The following is a 19,516-nucleotide window of genomic DNA, read 5'->3' as shown; positions in this document are numbered from 1 at the left end:
CCATGTCGGAGACCAACGCTCCACCGCCGGCCACCGGCCCCGACGCCTATATCACCGCCGCGGCCGCGCTGCTGGCCATCCCCCTCGATCCCGCCTGGATCGGCGCCATCGGCAGCAACCTCAGCGTCCTGTGCGCCGCGGCGGACCTCGTCGGCGGCTTTCCCCTCCCCGACGCGGCCGAGCCGGCCCCGGTCTACACCGCGTGAACCCGATGCATGATCCGGCCACCCTGACCGCCGCGGCTTTGGCCGCCGCCTTCCGGGACGGGACCACCAGCGCCGCCGCCACGGTGGCGGCGACCCTGGCGCGGATCGGGCGGGTCGATCCCGCCGTGAACGCGTTCACCGACGTGCTGCCCGAGCGGGCCGGCGCCCGCGCCGCGGCGCAGGATGCGGCCCGGGCGCGGGGCGAGACGCTCGGGCCGCTCGCCGGGGTGCCGTTCGCGGTGAAAAACCTGTTCGACATCGAGGGCCTGCCGACGCGGGCGGGATCGAAGATCAACCGCGACCGCCCCCCGGCCCTGCGCGACGGCGCCCTGATCCGCCGGATGGAGGCGGCGGGGGCGATCCTGGTCGGCGGCCTCAACATGGGCGAGTACGCCTACGACTTCACCGGTGAGAACATCCACGACGGCGCGACGCGCAACCCGCACGCGCTCGGCCACATGTCGGGGGGCTCGTCGGGGGGCTCCGGCGGCGCGGTGGCGGCGGGCCTCGTGCCGATCGCGCTCGGCTCCGACACCAACGGCTCGATCCGGGTGCCGGCCGCCTTCTGCGGCTGCTTCGGCCTCAAGCCCACCTATGGGCGGCTGACGCGGGCGGGAAGCTTCCCCTTCGTCAGCAGCTTCGATCATCTCGGGCCGCTCGCCCGCAGCGTCACCGACCTCGCCCTCGGCTACGACGCGATGCAGGGGCCGGATGCCGATGATCCGGCGGCGACGGCGCGCCCCCCCGAACCGGTGACCGCCACGCTGGAGGCCGGCCTCGACGGCCTGCGCATCGCGGTGGCCGGCGGCTACTTTTCCCGCGGCGGCGATCCGGAGGCGTTTCTCGCGGTGGAGGTGGTCGCGCGGGCGCTCGGCTGCAGCGACCGGGTCGAGCTCCCGGAGGCGGCGCGGGCCCGTGCGGCGGCCTATCTGATCACCGCGGCGGAAGGGGCGGCGCTGCATCTCGACCGCCTGCGCAGCCGCGCCGCCGATTTCGACCCGGCGGTGCGGGATCGGCTCATCGCCGGGGCGATGATCCCCGCGCCCTTCATCGAGCGGGCGCAGCGCTTCCGGCGCTGGTACCGGGCGGCGGTGCTGGAGCTGTTTCGCGACGTCGACGTCATCCTGGCCCCGGCGACGCCGTGCCGGGCGCCGGCCTCCGGCCAGACAGACTTCGTCCTCGACGGGGTCACCCTGCCGGTGCGGGCCAATGTCGGCGTGTTCACGCAGCCGATCTCGTTCATCGGCCTGCCGGTGGTGGCGGTCCCGGTCTGGCTCGACGCCGGCTTGCCCCTCGGCGTGCAGGTGATCGCGGCGCCTTGGCGCGAGGATCTGGCGTTGCGGGTGGCGCGCCGCCTGGAGCGCGACGGAATCGTGCATGCGCCGGTGGCGCGGCTGTGAGCGGGCCGGACCAGGAGACGGGAATGGAGATCGACGCGGCGGCGGTGAAGGCCGAAGTGGAGGCGGTGTTTCGTACCTATGAGGCGGCCCTGATCGGCAACGACGTGGCGACGCTGGAGGCGCTGTTCCACGACGATCCCCGCACCATCCGGTACGGAGCCGCCGAGAACCTCTACGGGATGGACGCGATCCGCGCCTTCCGCCGCGGCCGCTCGGCCGTGGGCTTGGAGCGCACGCTGCGGGACACGGTGATCACCACCTACGGGCGCGATACGGCGGTGGCGATGACGCTGTTCACCCGCGCCGGCGCCCCCGGCCGAATCGGCCGCCAGAGCCAGACCTGGGTCCGGTTGCCGGACGGCTGGAAAGTGGTGGCGGCCCACGTGAGCGTCATCGACGCGAATGAAACCTGAGGGAACTTGAGCGGTATTAGGGCGCAAACGCCACAAGCGTTCTCAGCACCTTAGCCCCATCTCGGGGCCATGAAAAACGAACATGTGCTGCGGGGCTTAGTCCGCAAGCGGGCCGAGATCGCCGGCCAGATCGAACACACGCAGATGGAGCTACGGAAGCTCGTCACGGACCTGGATGCGATAGACGCGGCCATTCGCATCTTTGATTCGGACGCGGACACGGGAGCGATCCCGAACCGCCAGTACCCGCCCCGTCACGCCGCCTTCCGGGGCGAGATGATGCGGCACGTCATGGGCGCTCTACGGCTCGCGGAAGGCCCTGTGACCTCCCGAGACATCGCCCGAACGGTGATGACGGCGCGCGGGCTCAACCCCGACGATCCGACCATGTTGCAGATGATACGGAAGCGGGTCGGCGCCTGCCTGTGGAAGCTCAAGCAGGGCGAGCACGCACGGGAGGCGCCGCTTGAGGGGGAGTTGAAGGGGTGGGTGCGAGCTTAGTCTTATTCGTTCCTACCAGAGTGGACGCTAGTAAGGGCGCCAGACAGTTGCACGGTTGAAACTGGCAAAAAGACGGCTATTTGTCTGAGGAAATAGTCGGGAGCACGCGATGTCAGATGAGGCTTTAAAATCTGCTTTAAAAGATTTCAAGCGAAGCGCTGAGATTACCCGCGACGTCCGATTTCAGGCAAATCTACGGTTGGCAGGGCGACAGAGAGGGTCTTCGTATATAGTATCTCTACTTTCGTTGTATGTGATAGCGCTATCTCTTATACCAAACATACTAAAGCTAGAGCAATCTCAAAATCAAATCTTGCTAGCATGCTCAGTGGTATTGTCGGTTTTTGTCATATTTACCTCTTTGTTAGATGGGTCGCAAAACTTTTATCATCAAGGAGAGTTATTGCATCAATGCGCAAGAAAAATAGCGACAATAAATTACGAATTGAAGAACATTGATGTTGAAGGCAGCGTTGATAATGCACGTGTTAGACTTGAAGAGTTACAGAAAAATTATCAGAGCGCGCTTGATGAGTGCCCTATCAATCACGACAACGTCGATTTCTATAGAGAAATAGTCCATAAGCCGCATCTCTTCCCAAGGGAATATCCTTGGAGTTGGCAGTTTCCCCACAAGACTTGGTATAGATTTAAAACGTTTTTGTTTGTAAATTCATGGTGGTTTGGGCACCTTCTTGCTGGAGCTGTTATTACCTATATTGTTTATCGATATGTATTTCTAGGAGCGGCGCTGATCACGGCAGGGGCTAGCTCATAGACATTGACACTTTCCCTTGCGCATGAAATGATTGATACGTCGCGCTTTTTTCTGGGCGCGACGGTATCAGTGATATTGATGCCGTATTTACGCGGCTTTTAGGTGCCGCTGCCAGTAGCCGCAGAAATCCACGGACGGGCCGCGCTTCATTGCCAGCTCGGCGACGCGCTCGTACTGAGCGCCGCTGGCCTCCCGGCGGTGATCCTCGCGCCATGACGCCTCCTGAGCGTAGCGGAGGAGGTACACGCCCGCGATGTGGTGGTGATGCCCGGCCTCAGCGCGACGGAGGCGGGAGAAGTACTCCTCGGCCATGTTCGTGCAGGCGCCGGCCTCGCTGTAAGCCTGCTGGTGATTGATGCGTTTGACCTCGTACTGAGCGTGGAGCGCATCCCAGGATGACGCCTCGTCGGCGTGAACGACGGTGCCCTTAGCGACGCGTGCCTTGATGAAAGAGAGCGCGGCGCCCTCGGTGCGGAACACGGCCGGAACCGAGTTGCCGCCGCGCTCGCGCACGATGACGACGCACTCGCGCTTGCCGTTCTGGTTGCGGGCGAGCCGGCGATCAACGCGGTTGGCCTTGTAGTTGGCAGGCTTGATGTACCCGCCGAAGTAGCCCCCATCGACCTCCACCGTCTTGCCCTCGCCGCCGACGACACGGCCCTTCATCTCAACCGCCATCGCCTCGCGCAGCTTGTGGCACAGCACGAAGGCACACTTGTAGGGGACGCCGAGATCGCGCGTGAGGGCCAGGGCGCTCTTGCCCTTCACCTCGTTGACGAAGATGGCGATGGCCGCGAGGTAGCCGCGCAGCGGGAGCTTATGCGAGGCGAACAGCGTGCCCGACGTGATGGAGAAGTCCTTGCGGCAGGCTCGGCAGCGGAAGCGCGGGGCGCCGTTCGGGCGGCGGCAATCGTAGGCGTTCAGACCGCCGCAGTGGCTGCACACCGGGGCGCCCTTGGTCTCGGGCCAACGGACCATGCGGAACGTCGCCTCGGCCTGGTCGTCCGTCATCCGCATGACCTGAGCGAGGCTCAGGGTCTTGGCGCGGACGGAGAGGAGAAAGTGCTGTGCCATGTCATATCCGCGATCTATATCGCATATTTGAGATGATATGGGCTGCCTTTTGCAACAGGAAAATCTCAGATATGATAGGAAGCAGGCTCAGAAAAGAGGCGCGGCATGGCTGAAAAAGCGACGACGTGGGAGGACCGGGTGAAACGGTTCCTCAAAGCCGAGTTGAAGCGGGCTGAGGTGAGCTACGCCGAGCTTGCGAGGCGCCTTGAGGCGCACGGATTGAAAGAAACGGAAGCATCAATCGCCAATAAACTCAGCCGCGGCACATTTGCCGCAACATTTTTTTTAGCGAGTCTGACGGCGCTAGAATGCGAGGCAATAGATCTATCAAGCTTGTGACCAAAGCTTTATCTCGTCGGCCTAATAATGACGCTCTTTGTTACGTACAGAGATCGCAAGCGGGGCAACGATAATGCCTAAGACAGATAATCTGCAAATCAGAAAAAGTAGCTCGTCCAAGAGAGAGAGGCTGACGGTGTTTGGCATAGATCTGCGCTCTTGGGAACAGCTAATGCTTGTATCTCTCACGGTCGCAGCGCTTGCCGCTGTCGCTGTAGTTTGGACTACAAGATCCGTAGTATTACTAACACGCTCTGAAAATGAAAATTCCAAGCGAGAACTTGAGGAATATAAGTCTAGCGCTGGAGAGCGATCGGCTGCGCTTGAAGCAGAGACTGCAAAAGCCAACGAAAGAGCAGCAGCGTCCAACGAACGGACGGCTACCGCTGAGTTAAAGCTAGAAGAAATGCGACAAAAATTGAACCCACGCCAGCTTAGAGAAGAGCTTTTTCTTAAGCGAATAAAGGACACCCCTAAGAAACAGATTGTTTTATCATGGCGGGAAAGAGACCCTGACTCATCGTTCTTATCGCTGCAAATCTCTGGCGCCCTAACGCGAGCGGGTTGGCCGCTGACAATGCCAGGAGAAACGCCTAGTGCAGTGACGCGGACAGAGGATTCACGCGTACGATGAGACGTGCGAGTCTGGGCGATGGCTCAGACGGTATGCGTGCTCCTCGATGCGACCTGCGCGGCACGGTTGGCTGCGATTGCCAGCGACCGCTCCCGCCCGCTCAAACACACTCAGCGCGCCCGCATCGTCCTGCTCTCGGCCGAGCGCTTGAGTGTCCAAGACGTCGCTCGGCGGGCGGGCGTCAGTCGCCCGGCCGTATGGCGCTGGCAGCGGCGCTACGCCGAGGCGGGCGTCGAAGGTCTGCTGCGCGACAAGACGCGTCCGCCCGGCACGCCGCCCCATTCGACCGAGACGGTGGCCGAGGTGCTGGCGCTGACCTGCTCGGAGCCGCCGGGCGAGGTCACGCACTGGACCGGCCGTGCCGTGGCCCGCGCTGTCGGGATCTCGTTGCGCGCCGTGCAACGGATCTGGGACGCTCACCGCCTCCAGCCGCATCGACTGCGCACGTTCAAGCGCTCGCGCGATCCCGCCTTCGCCGCCAAGGTCGAGGATGTCGTCGGCCTCTACATGGCTCCACCCGACCATGCGGTGGTGCTGTCCCTCGATGAGAAGAGCCAGATCCAGGCACTGGAGCGAACCCGCCCTGACCGTCCGCTCGCCCCAGGCCATCCCCTCGCCCAGACCCACGACTATACCCGTCACGGCACCACGACGCTGTTTGCCGCCCTCGACGTCCTGGCGGGCACCGTGCTCGGCCGCTGCATGCAGCGCCACCGGAACGGTGAGTTCATCCGGTTCCTCAACGCCGTCGAGGCCACTGTCCCGCCCGGCAAGGCGATCCACGCGATCCTCGACAACGTCGCCACCCACAAACATCCGAAGGTACGCGCTTGGCTCGCCCGGCACCCGCGCTGGACCTTCCACTTCACTCCGACCTCAGCCTCCTGGCTCAACGCCGTTGAGGGCTTCTTCTCAGCGCTGACCCGTCGTCGGCTGCGGCGAGGCTCCTTCACCGGCGTCGTCGACCTGCAAGCAGCGATCAAACGCTATATCGCCGAGCACAACCGGAACGCCAAACCCTTCGTCTGGACCAAGCCAGCCACCGACATCCTCGCGGCTGTCAGCCGATCCCCTGAACCATCCGTCTGAGTCAGTGCACTAGCGATATTGCGCGGTGCGTTGGCCTTGGAGGCGTTGTCGTCCTATCAAAAAAAATGTCAGAAGATGAGGCTGCTGCTTTTGAAAAGCCAATAAGCGATAGACCGGACACTCCGTTTTTATCGCTAACAGATGGGCTAAGACAGGGGATCGGCGAAAACGATGTTGGGCTTGCGACCTGCCCTTTGTTGCCGAGCGATGACATTATTTGGATTGTCGTAGAGCCGGCTTGGCGTATTTTCCCCAAGTAAAGAGATCTCACACATTGATTTAGCGCGCACCGCGCCGCGACCCTCACGACCGAACCTCCGACCTGACTTGAGGCCGTTGAGGTGGAAGCGACCCCTTCGGAGCGCTTGTGGCGTTTGCGCCATGATACCGAACTTGAGCGTCAGCGACGCGAACGAGCCCTAAGGGAACGTGAGCGTCATCGGTGCGAACGAAGCCGGAGGAGAACGCGCTGAGCGTCGCGTGGTCTAAATCTAACGGATGCTGCCCACGCCTTGGGAAGGGCCGCTTTCAGGCCACTTAGCCGAACAGAGAGGACGACCGAGTTGGGTGGATTTCTGCCGGTCCGGTCTCGGAAAACAAAACACAAGAGGCGGGCGTTTACTCGGGAAGCGAAGGTTGGCCGCTACGTTCTCACTTCAGCCATTCGACGTCCTCTCATGGCCGGGCAAAGAGTAGCGCTCCCCGGCAGGTCCTTCCTGTCAGAGGCTTGCGTGCAGGTCGCGGACCGGGCTCACGCCCTCCAGCACCGAGGCGGCGTGCAGGATCGTAGTCTCCGCCTGCCAGCTGCCTACCAGCTGCACGTTGATTGGCAGACCCTCGCGGCTCGTCCCGAAGCGCATCGACAGGCCCGGCAGGCCCGTCACGTTGAGAGGTACGGTGGCGCCCTGGAGGTAGGTCAGGTCGACGGTCTCGCCGTTGACGACGAGTTCCTCGATGCCGTGCTTGTGGGCCGGGATCGGCAGCACCGGGGTCAGGAGGACGTCGTGGTCTCGGAAGTAGGCGGCATAGCCGTCCCGGAGCCGCTCGGCCGCCTGCTCGGCCGCGACGTAGTCCTCCATCGACGTGTCGGGCAGCGACAGCATGGTCCTGGCCATCTTGTAGATCTCGTCCTCGGGACGGCCGGCAATCGCCTCCCTGAAGGCGGGCTTCATCTCCATGATGTGGAGCTTGTTGAACACGTCGAGGGCGAAGTCGCGCTCCAGCGCCGGGATGCGTACCTCCTCCACGTGGTGACCCTCGCCCTTGAGGGCCTCGGCCGCCGCGCGAACCGTCGCCGCGACCTCCGTGTCGATGGGGCCGAAGCCCGGCCCGATCATCCAGCCGACGCGGAGCTTGCGGTCCGGCGCAGTGCCAAAGCCGGCGTCGAACGGGACGGCGCTGGTCGCGAAGCCGTCCAGGCCGTCGGGGCCGGCCAGTTGCGAGAAGGCGAGCGCGAGATCGCGGATCGAGCGCGCCATCGGACCGACATGCCAGAAGCGTCGGGGGGCGCGCGGCCAGATGCCGGTCATCGGAACGCGCCCGTGGGTCGCCTTCAGCGAGACGATGCCGGTCTGAGCGGCCGGCCCACGCACCGAGATGGCAAGGTCGGTACCGAGACCGAGGGGTGACATGCCCGCCGCGATGGCCGCCGACTCGCCGCCGCTCGACCCGCCGGGTGTGCGCTCAAGGTTCCAGGGGTTGTTCGAGCGGCCGGAGAGCAGGTTGTCGCTCTCGATCCAGTAGGAGAATTCGGGAAGGTTTGTCTTGGCGAGCAGGATGCCGCCGGCCTTCTTCATGCGAGAGACGCTGGTCGCGTCGGTGTCGGGGGTGCGGCCCTTGAAGATGGGCGAGCCGCGCTGGGTCATCACGCCCTGGGTGTCGATGGAGTCCTTCACGGTGAAGGGCACGCCGTGGAGCGGTCCGAGTGCCTTACCCGCCATGACGGCCGCCTCCGCGTCCTTCGCCGCGGCGAGCGCCCCTTCGGCGACGGTGACGATGGCGTTGACCTTAGGGTCCACCGCCGCGATGCGGTCGAGGTGCGCCTGCACGACCTCGACCGGCGAGACCTGCCGGGTGCGGATCAAGTCGGCGAGCCGGGTCGCGTCCGAGAAAATGATGTCGGTGGTCATGGGCTCGGATCCTTCGAGGTCGCCGATGCGTGCGGATCGCCCTCGCTCGGCCGGGCGACGATCATGGGTTGGGCGGGCAGTCGGGTGCGGGCGCCGGGAGCGCCCGCGTCCTCAGCGACTCGCGAGGTGTGCGACGAGACGCTCGGCTGCGGGGCCGGAGGAAGCCGGGTTCTGGCCGGTGATGAGCAGGCCGTCCGTCACGACGAAGGGTCCCCAGTCGGCACCCTTGGCATAGAGGCCTCCGTTCTGCTTGAGCTCGTCCTCGACCAGGAACGGAACCACCTGGGTGAGACCGACGGCCTCCTCCTCGGTGTTGGTGAAGCCGGTGACGTTCCGGCCTTCGACCAGCGGCTTCCCGTCGGGCGCCTTGGCGTGGCGCAGGACGCCGGGGGCGTGACAGACCAGGGCGAGGGGCTTGCCGGCGCCGAGCGTCGTCTCGATCAGCCTGATCGAGGCCGGGTCCTCGGCGAGGTCCCAAAGGGGCCCGTGTCCGCCGGGATAGAAGACGGCGTCGAAGCCCTCGTGGCCGACGGCGTCGAGCCGGCCCGTCTCGGCCAGCACCGCCATGGCCGCCGCGTCGGCTTCGAAGCGACGCGTCGTGTCGGTCTGGAAGCTCCGCTCGGCGCTTTTCGGGTCGAGCGGCGGGCGGCCGCCCTTGGGCGATACCAGGACCACCTCCGCGCCGGCGTCCTTGAACACGTAGTAGGGGGCCGCGAGTTCCTCCAGCCAGAAGCCGGTCTTCCGGCCGGTGTCGCCGAGCCGGTCGTGCGAGGTCAGCACCATCAGGATCTTCATCGTCGTTCTCCGGGTTTTTCGTTTGGGTGAGTGGACAGACTTGAGTTTCGGACCGTTCGCTTGCGCCGGCTTGAGGTCGGCGGATCGGCTTTATCGGGGGTTCGCGGTCCGTCCCGCGGCTGGGTCGCGCGCCAGTGACGTTCGCGCGGGGTGAAAGCCGGGGTTCGCACCGCGAACTTCGTCGACCCGGGCCATGCGGACCGCGCCGATGGTCTCCAGGGTGATCCGCTCCTGCGCCGTCGCTTTTGCCGGAGTGAGGAGCGCCATCAGTCCGGCGACGCTGAGGGTAGCGGCCACGGATGTCTTTTTGGGGTGGGGCATCGGTTCTCTCCGTCGGGCTGCTATTCCCCCACGGACCCAGGGGATGGGTAGGCTCAAGCTTCGAGTAGACCGGTCGTCTCAATTCTAAACGAAACGAATGGTCGTTGGCGGCAACGTCGGAACTGGGTTGATCAGTGTGACGCGAGACCGAGGATGCGCCGGGTCGTCCCTATCGCAGCCTCGAACGGTGCGTCGGTGCGGACAATCTTGGCCATCAGGCTCGCACCGAGCCAGACGTGATACAGGTCCTCGGCGGTCGTATGCGGCTCGCTCTCGATCGTGAGCGAGCCCTCCGTCACGCCCGCCGCGATGGATCGCGACAGCCGTTCGATGATCGCAGCGGTGCCGCCCTTGAGGGCGAGGCGCATCGCCTCGGATAGGTCCGAGACCTCCGCCGCGAGCTTTACCGCAAGGCACTTGCGCTGGTATTCGATGCTCCCTTGCGTCGCCTGCCACTTGCGCCAGTAATTCATCAGGCGCTCGGCATGGTTCAACCCAGGCTCGGCAAGCGTCGTATCAAGGTCAGCGAGATAGCTTGCGAAGTAGTCCGCCAAGAGAGCCTCTCCGAAAGCCTCCTTGGAGCCGAAGTAGTGGTAGAACGACCCCTTCGGCACGCCGGCCGTGGTGAGGATCTCATTGAGCCCGACACCGGAGAACCCCTTCGCGCCGACAAGACCGTAGGCGGTGTCGAGGATCCCCTGGCGGGTGTCGGTATGTGCGGTGACGCGTGCCATGACGATGAGATAGCTTGAATTAGACCGGTCGTCTAGAGGCGTTTCGCATTTTTTCGCCAAAGAAATCACGCAAGTGCGTGAAGCGGTTTCGCGACCTGCGGACGACACCGCTGCGCGTCTCGTCGCTGGTGTCCGCTTTCAGGAAGCGAGCGCGTTGCCTGCTTCGACCAAACCGGGTCGGAGGCGGAACGTCCGCTTCGGGGCGAACCCCAAGACCCGGTTGCTACCCGTCTCGGACATTTCGGGTGGGTACGATCCGTCGGATTTTCAGCACTCGCTCTCGCCCGGCGCCTTGGCGATGGCGAGGCGGCGGAGCCGGCCCTTGCGCTTCTCGTACTCGAAGATCGAGGTCAGGGCCCGCTCCGCGGCCTGCTCGGGTTCGGGGGCGGGGAGGGCCAGGACCACCGGAGCCGGCGGAATGGCCGTCCGCCGCAGGGCGGCGAGCCGGATCACCTCGCGGTCGCGCATCATCTGAGCGGCGGTGGCCGGATCGGCGACGATCACGACGCGGGTCCCGTCGGGGAAGCGGGCCTGCAGCGACACGCCGGCCTGGACGTCGCCGCCGATGACGCCGAGGCCGAGCCCGACGAACGACGCGGCGAGGTTGAGCGGTCGGGGCAGGGGACCCACCGCGCTCAGGGCCGAACGCAGGCCGCGCACCACCGCCACGCGGCGCTGCGGACCCGTCTCGGGGTTGTCCGTGACGGACAGGTCCGACAGATCCTCGACCCCGAGAATGTTGCCGTTCGGCAGGCGCAGGAGACCCTCCGCATAGGCGGCCGGCTCCGCGTCCCATGTCCCCGCCGTGATCCTGATCTCGCTCATCGTGACTTCCCGGCACTCATGGTGCGCTGCCGTACAGGCAAACTACCGCCGCATGTGTCGGAAACAGGGCCGCATCCCGGATTTGCCCGGACAGGCGCTGCGTAATCGGTGCTTCGCAAAAGCCAGCCCCAACCCTTGACATACGGCCGGAAGCCTTCCCTTAAAGCGGCAAATCCAGGTCCTGACGCGCCGCCCTTGACGCGCCGCTCCTGGGGCGCCGCTCATGGTAGGCCGAACTCGGAAGGTGCAGCGCACATGCAGGTGATCGGGACGGAGATCCCCGCGGTCAAGCGCGTGGTCCCCAAGCGCTTCGGTGACGATCGCGGCTGGTTTTCCGAGACCTATCGCGCCGATGCCCTGATGGCGGGCGGGATCGCCGATACCTTCATTCAGGACAACCAGTCGTTCTCCGCCCAGGCCGGGACCCTGCGCGGATTGCATTTCCAGCTCGCTCCCGCGGCCCAGGCCAAGCTGGTGCGCGTGCTGTCCGGCGCCATCCTGGATGTCGCCGTGGACCTGCGGCAGGGCTCGCCGACCTATGGTCGCCACGTGGCCGTGCGCCTCGATGCGCAAACGGCCGAGCAGCTCTACGTCCCCGTCGGCTTCGCGCACGGCTTCTGCACCCTGGAACCCGACACGATGGTGGCGTACAAGGTGTCGGCCTATTACAGCGCGGCGCACGATCGCAACCTGCTCTGGAACGACCCCGATCTCGCCATCGCCTGGCCCGTCGACGCGGCGCAGGCGATGCTGTCGGACAAGGACAAGGCGGCGCCACGCCTGAACGCACTCGGTTACGTCTTCTGATCGGACCGGGATTCGACCACGACTGAATCGATGGGCCGTCCGGCTTCCGGTCGGCACCCCATGGAGACGACCACCGGGTCCGTCGCCGTGACCACGCCCATCGCCCTGACAGAGAGGACACGCATGCGCATCCTGGTGACCGGAGGCTGCGGCTTCATCGGCTCGGCCCTCGTTCTGCACCTGGTGCAGGATCTCGGGCACGAGGTGGCGACGCTCGATGCGCTGACCTATGCGGCCAATCCGATCTCGCTGCAGCCGCTGGCGGACGACCCGCGCCATCGCCTCGTCGAGGCCGATATCTGCGATCCCGAATCGGTCCACGCGCTCTATGCCGCGTTCCGGCCGGACGCGGTGATGCATCTGGCCGCCGAGAGCCATGTCGACCGCTCGATCACCGATCCGGGCGCGTTCATCCGCACCAACGTGGTCGGCACCCAGGTGATGCTCGACGGCGCCCGGACCTACTGGGACGGGCTCGCCGGCGACGCCAAGGCGGCGTTCCGCTTCCTCCACGTCTCGACGGACGAGGTCTACGGCTCGCTGCCGCCGGATGCGTTCTTCACCGAGGACAGCCGCTACGATCCGCGCTCGCCCTATTCCGCCTCGAAGGCCGCCTCAGACCATCTCGCCCGCGCCTGGCACGAGACCTACGGCCTGCCGGTGCTGGTGACGAACTGCTCGAACAATTACGGGCCGCGCCACTTCCCCGAGAAGCTGATCCCGCTGATGATCCTCAACGCCCTGGAGGGCAAGCCGCTGCCGGTCTACGGCGACGGCCTCAACGAGCGCGACTGGATCCACGTGGAGGACCATGCCCGCGGCCTCGTGGCGGTGCTGCAGAAGGGGCGCCTCGGCGAGACCTACCTGCTCGGCGGCCGCTCGGTGCGCAACAACCTCGCGGTGGTCCACGCGCTCTGCGCCGCCTTCGACCGGCTGCGGCCGGAGCAGGCGCCGCACGCCCGTCTGATCACCTACGTCGCCGACCGTCCCGGCCACGACCGGCGCTACGCCATCGACCCGTCCAAGGCCGAGGCCGAGGTCGAGTGGACGCCGACGAAGGATTTCGAGCAGGCGCTGGAGGAGACGGTGCGCTGGTACCTCGACAACGAGGCGTGGTGGCGCCCGATCCGCGAGGGCCGCTACACCGGCGAGCGCCTCGGCCTCGGCGCCGCCAAGGCCGCGTCCTGAGATGGATATCCTGATCCTCGGGGGCGCCGGTCAGGTCGGCACCGCGCTGCAGGCCCCCGGACTGTGGGAGCCCGGGGTGCGCCTGCACGCGCCTTCGCGCGACGCCCTCGACATCACCGACGCGGCGGCGGTGGCGCGGGCGCTGGCCGAGCGCTCCTACGCCGCCGTGATCAACACCGCCGCCTACACCGCCGTCGACAAGGCCGAGAGCGAGGTCGCCACGGCCTGGGCGCTCAACGCGTTGGCTCCGGCCATCCTCGCGGCCGAGACGGCCAAGGCCGGGATCCCCCTCGTCCACGTCTCCACCGACTACGTCTTCGACGGAACGGGGTCGGGCGCCTATGCGCCGGACGCGCCGGTAAATCCGCAGAGCGTCTACGGCGGTAGCAAGGCGGCGGGCGAGATCGCCGTGCGCACCGCCAACCCGCGCCACGCCATCATCCGCACCGCCTGGGTGGTGAGCCCGGACCGGGGCAACTTCGTGAAGACGATGCTGCGGCTCTCGGCCGAACGCGACACGCTCACGGTGGTCGACGACCAGCACGGCTGCCCGACCTTCGCAGCCGATCTCGCCCACGGGCTCGCCACCATCGCCCAGCGTCTCGTGCGCGAACCCGAGGGGGCCACCGGCACGCACCATTACGTCAATGCCGGCGCCACCACCTGGTGCGGCTTCGCCCGGGCCATCGTGGCGGGCGCGGCCCGCCGCGGCGGACGCAGTGTGTCCGTCGACGGCATCCCCACCAGCGCCTACCCGACCCCGGCCCGGCGCCCGGCCAACTCGCAGCTCTCCACCGCAAGCCTGACGCAGGCCTACGGCCTCAGACCCCGTCCGTGGGAGGAGGCCCTCGAAGACCTGCTCGACCGCCTGGTCGGGCCGATTCACGAACAGAAAGAGACACGGGCATGAAGGGCATCGTTCTGGCCGGAGGCTCCGGCACCCGGCTGCACCCGGCGACGCTGTCGATCAACAAGCAGCTGCTGCCGGTCTACGACAAGCCGATGATCTACTATCCGGTCTCGGTGCTGATGCTGGCCGGCATCCGCGAAATTTTGATCATCTCGTCGCCTGAGCATCTCGACAACTACAAGCGCCTGTTCGGCACCGGCGAGCAATTCGGGCTGCAGTTTTCCTACGCGGTGCAGCCGCGGCCCGAGGGCCTCGCCCAGGCCTTCGTGATCGGGCGCGACTTCGTCGGCATCGACGACGTCGCCCTGGTGCTGGGCGACAACCTGTTCTTCGGCTCCGGGATGAGCGACCTGCTCGCCCGCGCCCGCACCCGCACGTCGGGCGCGACGGTGTTCGCCTACCACGTGGACAATCCGTCGGCCTACGGCGTGGTGACCCTCGACAAGGACGGGCGCCCGCTCCGCCTCGTGGAGAAGCCGCCCGAGCCCGAGAGCCCCTGGGCGGTGACGGGCCTGTACTTCTACGACAACCAGGTGCTCGACATCGCCGCCGCGGTGACCCCGTCGCCGCGCGGCGAACTCGAGATCACCAGCGTCAACGAGGTCTATCTCCAGCGCGGCCAGCTCCATGTGGAGCGGATGTCGCGCGGCTACGCCTGGCTCGACACCGGCACCCATGACAGCCTGCTCGAGGCGGCCGAGTTCGTGCGGACCCTCCAGCACCGGCAGGGATTGCAGGTGGCCTGCCTGGAGGAGATCGCCTATCTCCAGGGCTTCATCGGCAAGGACCAGCTCATCGCCCGCGGCAACCTCTTCGCCAAGACCGCCTACGGCCAAAACCTGCTGAAACTCGCCAAGGAAGACGACACCTCACTCCTCACGCGATGATCCGTTCGGCGCTGCCGGGCGGGTGCCATAGGCCTCCGCCATGGCTTCGATGTGCGCGAGGGTGTCGGTGAAGGCCGACCAATCGTCCCGCTCCGCGATCGGGGCCCACAGCGCCTCGACTTCCTCGATGAGCATCGTGCAGGGCCGGTCGCCGGCAAAATAGGGATGCGCGAGGCGCCCGGCATCCACGGGGGTGAGCCCCTCCAGGCTCGCCCGCACCGGGGCGAAGGCCTCGGAGGCGTAGAATGCCGCCGAGGGGCTGCGCGCCGCGCGCTCGGCGCTGGCGAGACCGCCATACCAGTCGAAGAAGGTCTGCTCGAACGGCGCCCCGCTGCGGGCGAGGAAGCCCCAGAACGCCGCCACGAAGCGGTGCGGCGCCTCGTCGTCGGTCCGGACGAGGCCGAGCCGGCCCAGGATTGCGTCGGCGAAGGCCTCCTGCAGGCTCGGGCCGAACTGCTTGAGCGCCGCCTCGAGGGCCGCTTGCGGCGCCAGCGGCGCCAGGCATTCGGCGAGCCTGCTCAGGTTCCAGAACAGGGTCTCGGGCTGGCGCCCGAAGCTGTAGAGCCCCTGCACGTCGAAATAGGCGGCGGTGAAGGCCGGATCGTTGACCGGCACGAAGCGCCACGGGCCGTAATCGAAGCTCTCGCCGGTGACGTTGATGTTGTCGGTGTTGAGCACCCCGTGAACGAATCCGGCCGCCATCCACTGCGCGCCGGTGCGGGCCACGCGCCGGCAAACCTCTTCCATAAAGGCGGTGGCGCGGGCCGGGACGTCGTCCCGCCAGAGGTCGGGCATATGGGTGCGGATGGTGTGATCCATCAGCCGGAGGATGTTGTCGGGCTCGTCCAGGGCCAGGAAGCGCTGGAAGCTGCCGATGCGCAGATGCGAGTGGCTGAGCCGCACCAGCACCGCCGAGCGGGTGGGGGAGGGCTCGTCGCCGCGCTCCAGCGCTTCGCCGGTCTCGATCAGGCTGAAGGTCTTCGAGGTGTAGACCCCGAGCGCTTCGAGCATCGCGGTGGCCAGCACCTCGCGCACGCCGCCCTTCAGGGTGAGGCGCCCATCGGCGGTGCGCGACCACGGGGTGCGCCCGCTGCCCTTGGTGCCGAGATCGAGCAGGCGCCCGTCCAGGAGGTCGTGCACCTGCGCGAACAGGAAGCCGCGGCCGTCGCCGAGATCCGGATTGTACGAGCGGAACTGGTGGCCGTGGTAGCGCAAGGCCAGCGGCGCGGGAAAGCTCCCGGGCAGCGGCTCGAACCGGCCGAAATGCGCCAGCCATTCCTCCGGCGTCAGCGTGTCGAGGCCGACGCGCGCCGCCCACGCGGCGTTGCGGTAGCGCAGGACGGTCTCGGGAAAGCGCGCGGGCGCGACGACATCGTAGAAAGCGGGACCGAGATCCGCATGGCGTTGTGCGGGGCGTGCGCTGTCGATCGGCATTCGAGTCCTCGGGTCGGTGCGAGACCATCCTTAGCGACCCCGGCCGGGGATGACACCTCCATCGCCCCGCCCCCGCTCGCCATGCTGGCCTCCGCGTGACGGCGCTGCAACGGGAGGGTTGCATGCTGCCGGATGTCCATGCTATCGCCCCTCCACCGGACGGACCGGCACCGGATCGCCCCGCGCAACGCACGGGTCGGGCCGCGTCGCACCCGTTCCAAGTCCCTGGTGATCCTGGGGATTTTGGGGGATAGTTTAACGGTAGAACAGTGGACTCTGACTCCTCTAGTCGAGGTTCGAATCCTCGTCCCCCAGCCACTTGTCAGGAAACCGTAGGCCCGAAAAACCCTTAGCGGAGGCACCCCGCCTCAGCCCGCAGATGGTCCACATAAGTGGTCCACATGATGCGCGCGGTCGGTCACGGGCACTACCTTCAGCGACGAGGCGACCGCTACCGATTTCGGATGCGGCTTCCGAAAACGCTTTCGACTTTCAAGGTTCCGGGCGAACTTGTGGTGAACCTCGCCACGAATTCGCGTGCTACTGCCCTGCAGCGTGCCCGAATCGTGCGTCTCGCCGCGGACGCCCTGATGACCGACCTAACTCTCTCGACCTCCGTGGTCGATATCCGCCGCCGGATTTCGGGCTGGGTAGATACATGCTCGACCCGCTGGGAAACGCGTATCGCCATGAATGGCACTGCCTTCCTCGATCCTGACGAGGCAGCCCGCATGTTGCCCGAGGATGCGCTTAGCCTCGACGGCCTACTCCGTTTTGTAGCCCAGCATGTTGCACGTCCCGCCGAGGCTCTGGATGTGAGAGCGGCACTGACGGGATTGGCTCCTGGGGCTAAGGCAAAGTTCGATCCCATCGTCGCATCCGCGATCAGTGCCGCAGCCCCAGGCGTAGCTCAAGATAGCGTCCTTGGACGTCATGTGGCCTCGCTCGCGCTTCGAGGATGGTTGACGGTCCAGAAGGAGATGACCCGAGCCGAGAACGGCGACCTGGCACCTATTGAGCGCCTTCTCCCTGACGTGACGCCCCCGCCCCCGCCGCCCGCGCCGCCGCCGCCGCCTGCCGTTGCTGATTATCTTGCCGTTGGGAACGGTACCAAGCCTTTCCTGACCTGGTGGGACGACTTCGCAGCCAGCAAGGTGGCCGAGAAGGCCTGGGGAACGGAGACCGTTGCCGACGCACCTTCGACCCGTAGGTTGTTCGAGGATCTAATTGGTAACCCTCAGCTATCGTCTATGACGCGCGATCTCGCTGGGACATTTCGAAGTCAGATATTGAGCTTGCCACCAAAATATGCGCAAGCAAAGCCATGGCATAAAATGATGCCTATTGATGTTATTGCACTTACGAAGGATGATAAAAATCTTCAAAGGATATCGCCAAAAACAGCAGACAAGCATTTCAACTTTTTTGAACAATACTGGTCGTATCTATCGATATTTGGTAAGGTCGAAAAATCTACCGAAAATCCATTTCTTGGATTTAGAGGGAAGAGAAAGCGTGGGCGAAAGGCAAGAAGCGAGCGTCTTATCTGGTCCGAGGATCTAACAGCCAAACTGTTTGCCTCACCGCTCTTCACGGGATGCCTGTCCATTCACCGGCGCTCTACACCCGGCGACCTTATCATTCGCGATGCCCGCTTTTGGGTGACGATCATGGGCCTGCTGACGGGAGCCCGAGAAAACGAGCTTTGCGCGAGGAGTGTTGGCGACATCTCGTTCGTCCAACTGCCAAGTGGGAACGGGACCCTGACCCCGATCCTCTCGATCACAGGATCAAAAACGGACGGCAGCGAGCGCGACATCCCTCTCCCGGAAGCGCTATTGCGCCTCGGATTTCTGGAATACCGAGTGCATGGTCGCGATACTGATGCACCTTTATTCCCTGAGCTTCTCCCGGACCCGCAGACGGGGAAGAGGGCTCCAACCTTCAGCGGATGGTTCACGCGGTATCGTCAGGACGTCGGGGTCTACGTTCCTCGTATGGATTTCCATTCTATGCGAGGCAACTTTTCAACCGCGATCAGCAACGTCCAGGGCATGAACTTAGGGTTCGCAGACGAACTGACCGGTCACCACTCCGAAACACGCAAGAGCGAACGAGACCGCTACACCAAGCTTATCTACATCGAGAATCTCAAGGCGGCTATCGAATCCGTACCGATCCCCATGGACCTTTCAAGCCTCGCTTACGACGGACCTAGAGGGGGGCGGGCTCCCAATGCCGCTAAGATCATCGCTGAGGCCGTTGGTCTAGCCGAACGGGAGAAGCGCAAGGCCGTGAACCGTCCGCCCCAAACGAGAGCCTATCGACGGGCAAGCACTCATCCCGTCGCACCAGGGGCCAGGACAGGAGCCGGCAATGACTGATGGGCTCTTACCATCGCCCGGCTTGGCAGACCTAGAGTTCCCCTTCACATCCCACGGCGGAGCCTCCGTAACAGAGGCGATTGCCAAGCGTGTCTTAGCCTCAGGCGATACACCTTATGCCTCGGAATTCGAACGGTATCTGTATACGATTGATGATAATCCAGGGGAAATATTTCGTATTGGAAGGCCACTGCGCGGCTCAAGATGTTTTCCAAGCAAGGCCCGTAAACGTCGCATCGAAATGCTTGAGTCTTTTGAAATGTTTTCGAAATCTCGAGATTTCTCTAATTGTTATTCTTGGAATTTCGGAATTCAAGACCGAAAAGCTGATCCAAAGAAATTGAAGGAAGAATTAAAAAGATTTAATCGAAGGATGAATATCGAGTTTTCCTTATTGAGGAATTCCGATTTTATAGAAATATATCTAATAGTAATACAAATTAGATATGATTGGTCAACACATTTGATTGATCTTCATGCCCATATCATATGTCGTGTAGAAAAAGATAATCTCGACTATGTACAAAGCAAAATTAATAAAGCATTTTCTAAAGTATATGTTGTCGGGGAACCCATAATCGATCCCATGGCTTGCGCGAATTACGCTTTATCTGGAATTATAGATACTAATGATTTCATCAATTGGCCTGAAGATGCGTTTACCGCGA

General features: G+C 64.5%; 19 protein-coding genes and 1 tRNA gene. 13 read left to right on the top strand and 7 right to left on the bottom strand.

The window, feature by feature from the left end; translation table 11 throughout:
- Positions 1-2: 2 nt before the first annotated feature.
- The 5 genes from G3T14_RS11845 (at position 3) to G3T14_RS11825 (ending at position 3,298) form a co-directional block, all read left to right on the top strand.
- A complete protein-coding gene (locus G3T14_RS11845; RefSeq protein WP_163642754.1) occupies positions 3-206 on the top strand; it encodes a DUF4089 domain-containing protein in 204 nt (67 codons plus the stop codon).
- A 5-nt stretch (positions 207-211) separates the two neighbouring features.
- Entirely contained in the window at positions 212-1,606 is a 1,395-nt protein-coding gene (locus G3T14_RS11840) for an AtzE family amidohydrolase (protein ID WP_163642753.1), read from the top strand.
- A 23-nt stretch (positions 1,607-1,629) separates the two neighbouring features.
- Positions 1,630-2,019 (top strand): oxalurate catabolism protein HpxZ, encoded by a 390-nt coding sequence (gene hpxZ, locus G3T14_RS11835; RefSeq protein WP_163642752.1) that lies wholly within the window; start codon positions 1,630-1,632, stop codon positions 2,017-2,019.
- 69 nt (positions 2,020-2,088) lie between these two features.
- Positions 2,089-2,520 carry a hypothetical protein gene (locus G3T14_RS11830; protein ID WP_163642751.1) on the top strand — a complete coding sequence of 144 codons (432 nt, stop codon included), beginning with the start codon at positions 2,089-2,091 and terminating at the stop codon, positions 2,518-2,520.
- A 109-nt stretch (positions 2,521-2,629) separates the two neighbouring features.
- The gene (locus G3T14_RS11825; protein WP_163642750.1) at positions 2,630-3,298 is read left to right on the top strand and encodes an SLATT domain-containing protein; all 669 of its coding nucleotides are present in this window, start codon (positions 2,630-2,632) and stop codon (positions 3,296-3,298) included.
- 87 nt (positions 3,299-3,385) lie between these two features.
- On the opposite strand, the gene G3T14_RS11820 is transcribed toward G3T14_RS11825, so the two are convergent.
- Positions 3,386-4,372, bottom strand: coding sequence for an IS1595 family transposase (locus G3T14_RS11820; RefSeq protein ID WP_163642749.1), 987 nt, complete (start codon positions 4,370-4,372; stop codon positions 3,386-3,388).
- A gap of 105 nt (positions 4,373-4,477) precedes the next feature.
- Between G3T14_RS11820 and G3T14_RS11815 the strand changes: the two genes are divergently transcribed.
- Positions 4,478-4,711 (top strand): DUF6471 domain-containing protein, encoded by a 234-nt coding sequence (locus G3T14_RS11815; RefSeq protein WP_163642748.1) that lies wholly within the window; start codon positions 4,478-4,480, stop codon positions 4,709-4,711.
- Positions 4,712-5,363: 652 nt separating this feature from the next.
- Positions 5,364-6,434, top strand: coding sequence for an IS630 family transposase (locus tag G3T14_RS11810; RefSeq protein ID WP_163642747.1), 1,071 nt, complete (start codon positions 5,364-5,366; stop codon positions 6,432-6,434).
- 719 nt (positions 6,435-7,153) lie between these two features.
- On the opposite strand, the gene G3T14_RS11805 is transcribed toward G3T14_RS11810, so the two are convergent.
- The 5 genes from G3T14_RS11805 to G3T14_RS11785 all read right to left on the bottom strand — a co-directional run bounded on the left by G3T14_RS11805 (position 7,154) and on the right by G3T14_RS11785 (position 11,238).
- The gene (locus G3T14_RS11805; RefSeq protein WP_163642746.1) at positions 7,154-8,563 is read right to left on the bottom strand and encodes an amidase; all 1,410 of its coding nucleotides are present in this window, start codon (positions 8,561-8,563) and stop codon (positions 7,154-7,156) included.
- 111 nt (positions 8,564-8,674) lie between these two features.
- On the bottom strand, positions 8,675-9,358 hold the full coding sequence (locus G3T14_RS11800; RefSeq protein WP_163642745.1) for a type 1 glutamine amidotransferase domain-containing protein: 684 nt from the start codon (positions 9,356-9,358) through the stop codon (positions 8,675-8,677).
- A gap of 90 nt (positions 9,359-9,448) precedes the next feature.
- Positions 9,449-9,679 (bottom strand): hypothetical protein, encoded by a 231-nt coding sequence (locus G3T14_RS11795; protein ID WP_163642744.1) that lies wholly within the window; start codon positions 9,677-9,679, stop codon positions 9,449-9,451.
- Positions 9,680-9,810: 131 nt separating this feature from the next.
- Positions 9,811-10,413, bottom strand: a complete 603-nt coding sequence (locus tag G3T14_RS11790) for a TetR/AcrR family transcriptional regulator (protein ID WP_163642743.1) — start codon at positions 10,411-10,413, stop codon at positions 9,811-9,813.
- 267 nt (positions 10,414-10,680) lie between these two features.
- Positions 10,681-11,238: a hypothetical protein gene (locus G3T14_RS11785; RefSeq protein ID WP_163642742.1), complete on the bottom strand. Its 558-nt coding sequence runs from the start codon at positions 11,236-11,238 to the stop codon at positions 10,681-10,683.
- A 255-nt stretch (positions 11,239-11,493) separates the two neighbouring features.
- On the opposite strand from G3T14_RS11785, the gene rfbC reads away from it, so the two are divergent.
- From rfbC to rfbA, 4 genes are all read left to right on the top strand, one after another.
- Positions 11,494-12,045 (top strand): dTDP-4-dehydrorhamnose 3,5-epimerase, encoded by a 552-nt coding sequence (rfbC, locus tag G3T14_RS11780; protein ID WP_163642741.1) that lies wholly within the window; start codon positions 11,494-11,496, stop codon positions 12,043-12,045.
- Positions 12,046-12,168: 123 nt separating this feature from the next.
- Positions 12,169-13,233 (top strand): dTDP-glucose 4,6-dehydratase, encoded by a 1,065-nt coding sequence (gene rfbB, locus G3T14_RS11775; RefSeq protein ID WP_163642811.1) that lies wholly within the window; start codon positions 12,169-12,171, stop codon positions 13,231-13,233.
- A 1-nt stretch (position 13,234) separates the two neighbouring features.
- On the top strand, positions 13,235-14,143 hold the full coding sequence (gene rfbD, locus G3T14_RS11770; protein ID WP_163642740.1) for a dTDP-4-dehydrorhamnose reductase: 909 nt from the start codon (positions 13,235-13,237) through the stop codon (positions 14,141-14,143).
- Positions 14,140-15,030: a glucose-1-phosphate thymidylyltransferase RfbA gene (rfbA, locus tag G3T14_RS11765; RefSeq protein WP_163642739.1), complete on the top strand. Its 891-nt coding sequence runs from the start codon at positions 14,140-14,142 to the stop codon at positions 15,028-15,030. Before rfbD ends, rfbA begins: the two co-directional genes overlap by 4 nt.
- On the opposite strand, the gene G3T14_RS11760 is transcribed toward rfbA, so the two are convergent.
- Complete coding sequence (locus G3T14_RS11760; protein ID WP_163642738.1) at positions 15,013-16,464, bottom strand: protein adenylyltransferase SelO; 1,452 nt, start codon at positions 16,462-16,464, stop codon at positions 15,013-15,015. The two genes, rfbA and G3T14_RS11760, sit on opposite strands and share 18 nt — an antisense overlap.
- A 244-nt stretch (positions 16,465-16,708) precedes the next feature.
- Between G3T14_RS11760 and G3T14_RS11755 the strand changes: the two genes are divergently transcribed.
- Both G3T14_RS11755 and G3T14_RS11750 read left to right on the top strand, forming a co-directional pair.
- Positions 16,709-16,782, top strand: a tRNA-Gln gene (locus G3T14_RS11755).
- A gap of 272 nt (positions 16,783-17,054) precedes the next feature.
- Complete coding sequence (locus G3T14_RS11750) at positions 17,055-18,848, top strand: tyrosine-type recombinase/integrase (protein ID WP_163642737.1); 1,794 nt, start codon at positions 17,055-17,057, stop codon at positions 18,846-18,848.
- Positions 18,849-19,516 lie beyond the last annotated feature (668 nt).

The organism is Methylobacterium sp. BTF04 (assembly GCF_010692745.1).
Classification (GTDB): Bacteria; Pseudomonadota; Alphaproteobacteria; order Rhizobiales; family Beijerinckiaceae; genus Methylobacterium.
This window is presented reverse-complemented; position numbering and strand designations above follow the sequence as displayed.

Bases quoted from the DNA above. Each gene is read 5' to 3' on its own strand.
- hpxZ (WP_163642752.1), top strand. From the start codon at position 1,630: ATGGAGATCGACGCGGCGGCGGTGAAGGCCGAAGTGGAGGCGGTGTTT.
- G3T14_RS11845 (WP_163642754.1), top strand. From the start codon at position 3: ATGTCGGAGACCAACGCTCCACCGCCGGCCACCGGCCCCGACGCCTAT.
- rfbB (WP_163642811.1), top strand. From the start codon at position 12,169: ATGCGCATCCTGGTGACCGGAGGCTGCGGCTTCATCGGCTCGGCCCTC.
- G3T14_RS11750 (WP_163642737.1), top strand. From the start codon at position 17,055: ATGACCGACCTAACTCTCTCGACCTCCGTGGTCGATATCCGCCGCCGG.
- G3T14_RS11825 (WP_163642750.1), top strand. From the start codon at position 2,630: ATGTCAGATGAGGCTTTAAAATCTGCTTTAAAAGATTTCAAGCGAAGC.
- G3T14_RS11840 (WP_163642753.1), top strand. From the start codon at position 212: ATGCATGATCCGGCCACCCTGACCGCCGCGGCTTTGGCCGCCGCCTTC.
- G3T14_RS11830 (WP_163642751.1), top strand. From the start codon at position 2,089: ATGAAAAACGAACATGTGCTGCGGGGCTTAGTCCGCAAGCGGGCCGAG.
- G3T14_RS11805 (WP_163642746.1), bottom strand. From the start codon at position 8,563: ATGACCACCGACATCATTTTCTCGGACGCGACCCGGCTCGCCGACTTG.
- rfbD (WP_163642740.1), top strand. From the start codon at position 13,235: ATGGATATCCTGATCCTCGGGGGCGCCGGTCAGGTCGGCACCGCGCTG.
- G3T14_RS11785 (WP_163642742.1), bottom strand. From the start codon at position 11,238: ATGAGCGAGATCAGGATCACGGCGGGGACATGGGACGCGGAGCCGGCC.
- G3T14_RS11795 (WP_163642744.1), bottom strand. From the start codon at position 9,679: ATGCCCCACCCCAAAAAGACATCCGTGGCCGCTACCCTCAGCGTCGCC.
- rfbA (WP_163642739.1), top strand. From the start codon at position 14,140: ATGAAGGGCATCGTTCTGGCCGGAGGCTCCGGCACCCGGCTGCACCCG.
- G3T14_RS11810 (WP_163642747.1), top strand. From the start codon at position 5,364: ATGGCTCAGACGGTATGCGTGCTCCTCGATGCGACCTGCGCGGCACGG.
- G3T14_RS11760 (WP_163642738.1), bottom strand. From the start codon at position 16,464: ATGCCGATCGACAGCGCACGCCCCGCACAACGCCATGCGGATCTCGGT.
- G3T14_RS11820 (WP_163642749.1), bottom strand. From the start codon at position 4,372: ATGGCACAGCACTTTCTCCTCTCCGTCCGCGCCAAGACCCTGAGCCTC.
- G3T14_RS11815 (WP_163642748.1), top strand. From the start codon at position 4,478: ATGGCTGAAAAAGCGACGACGTGGGAGGACCGGGTGAAACGGTTCCTC.
- rfbC (WP_163642741.1), top strand. From the start codon at position 11,494: ATGCAGGTGATCGGGACGGAGATCCCCGCGGTCAAGCGCGTGGTCCCC.
- G3T14_RS11790 (WP_163642743.1), bottom strand. From the start codon at position 10,413: ATGGCACGCGTCACCGCACATACCGACACCCGCCAGGGGATCCTCGAC.
- G3T14_RS11800 (WP_163642745.1), bottom strand. From the start codon at position 9,358: ATGAAGATCCTGATGGTGCTGACCTCGCACGACCGGCTCGGCGACACC.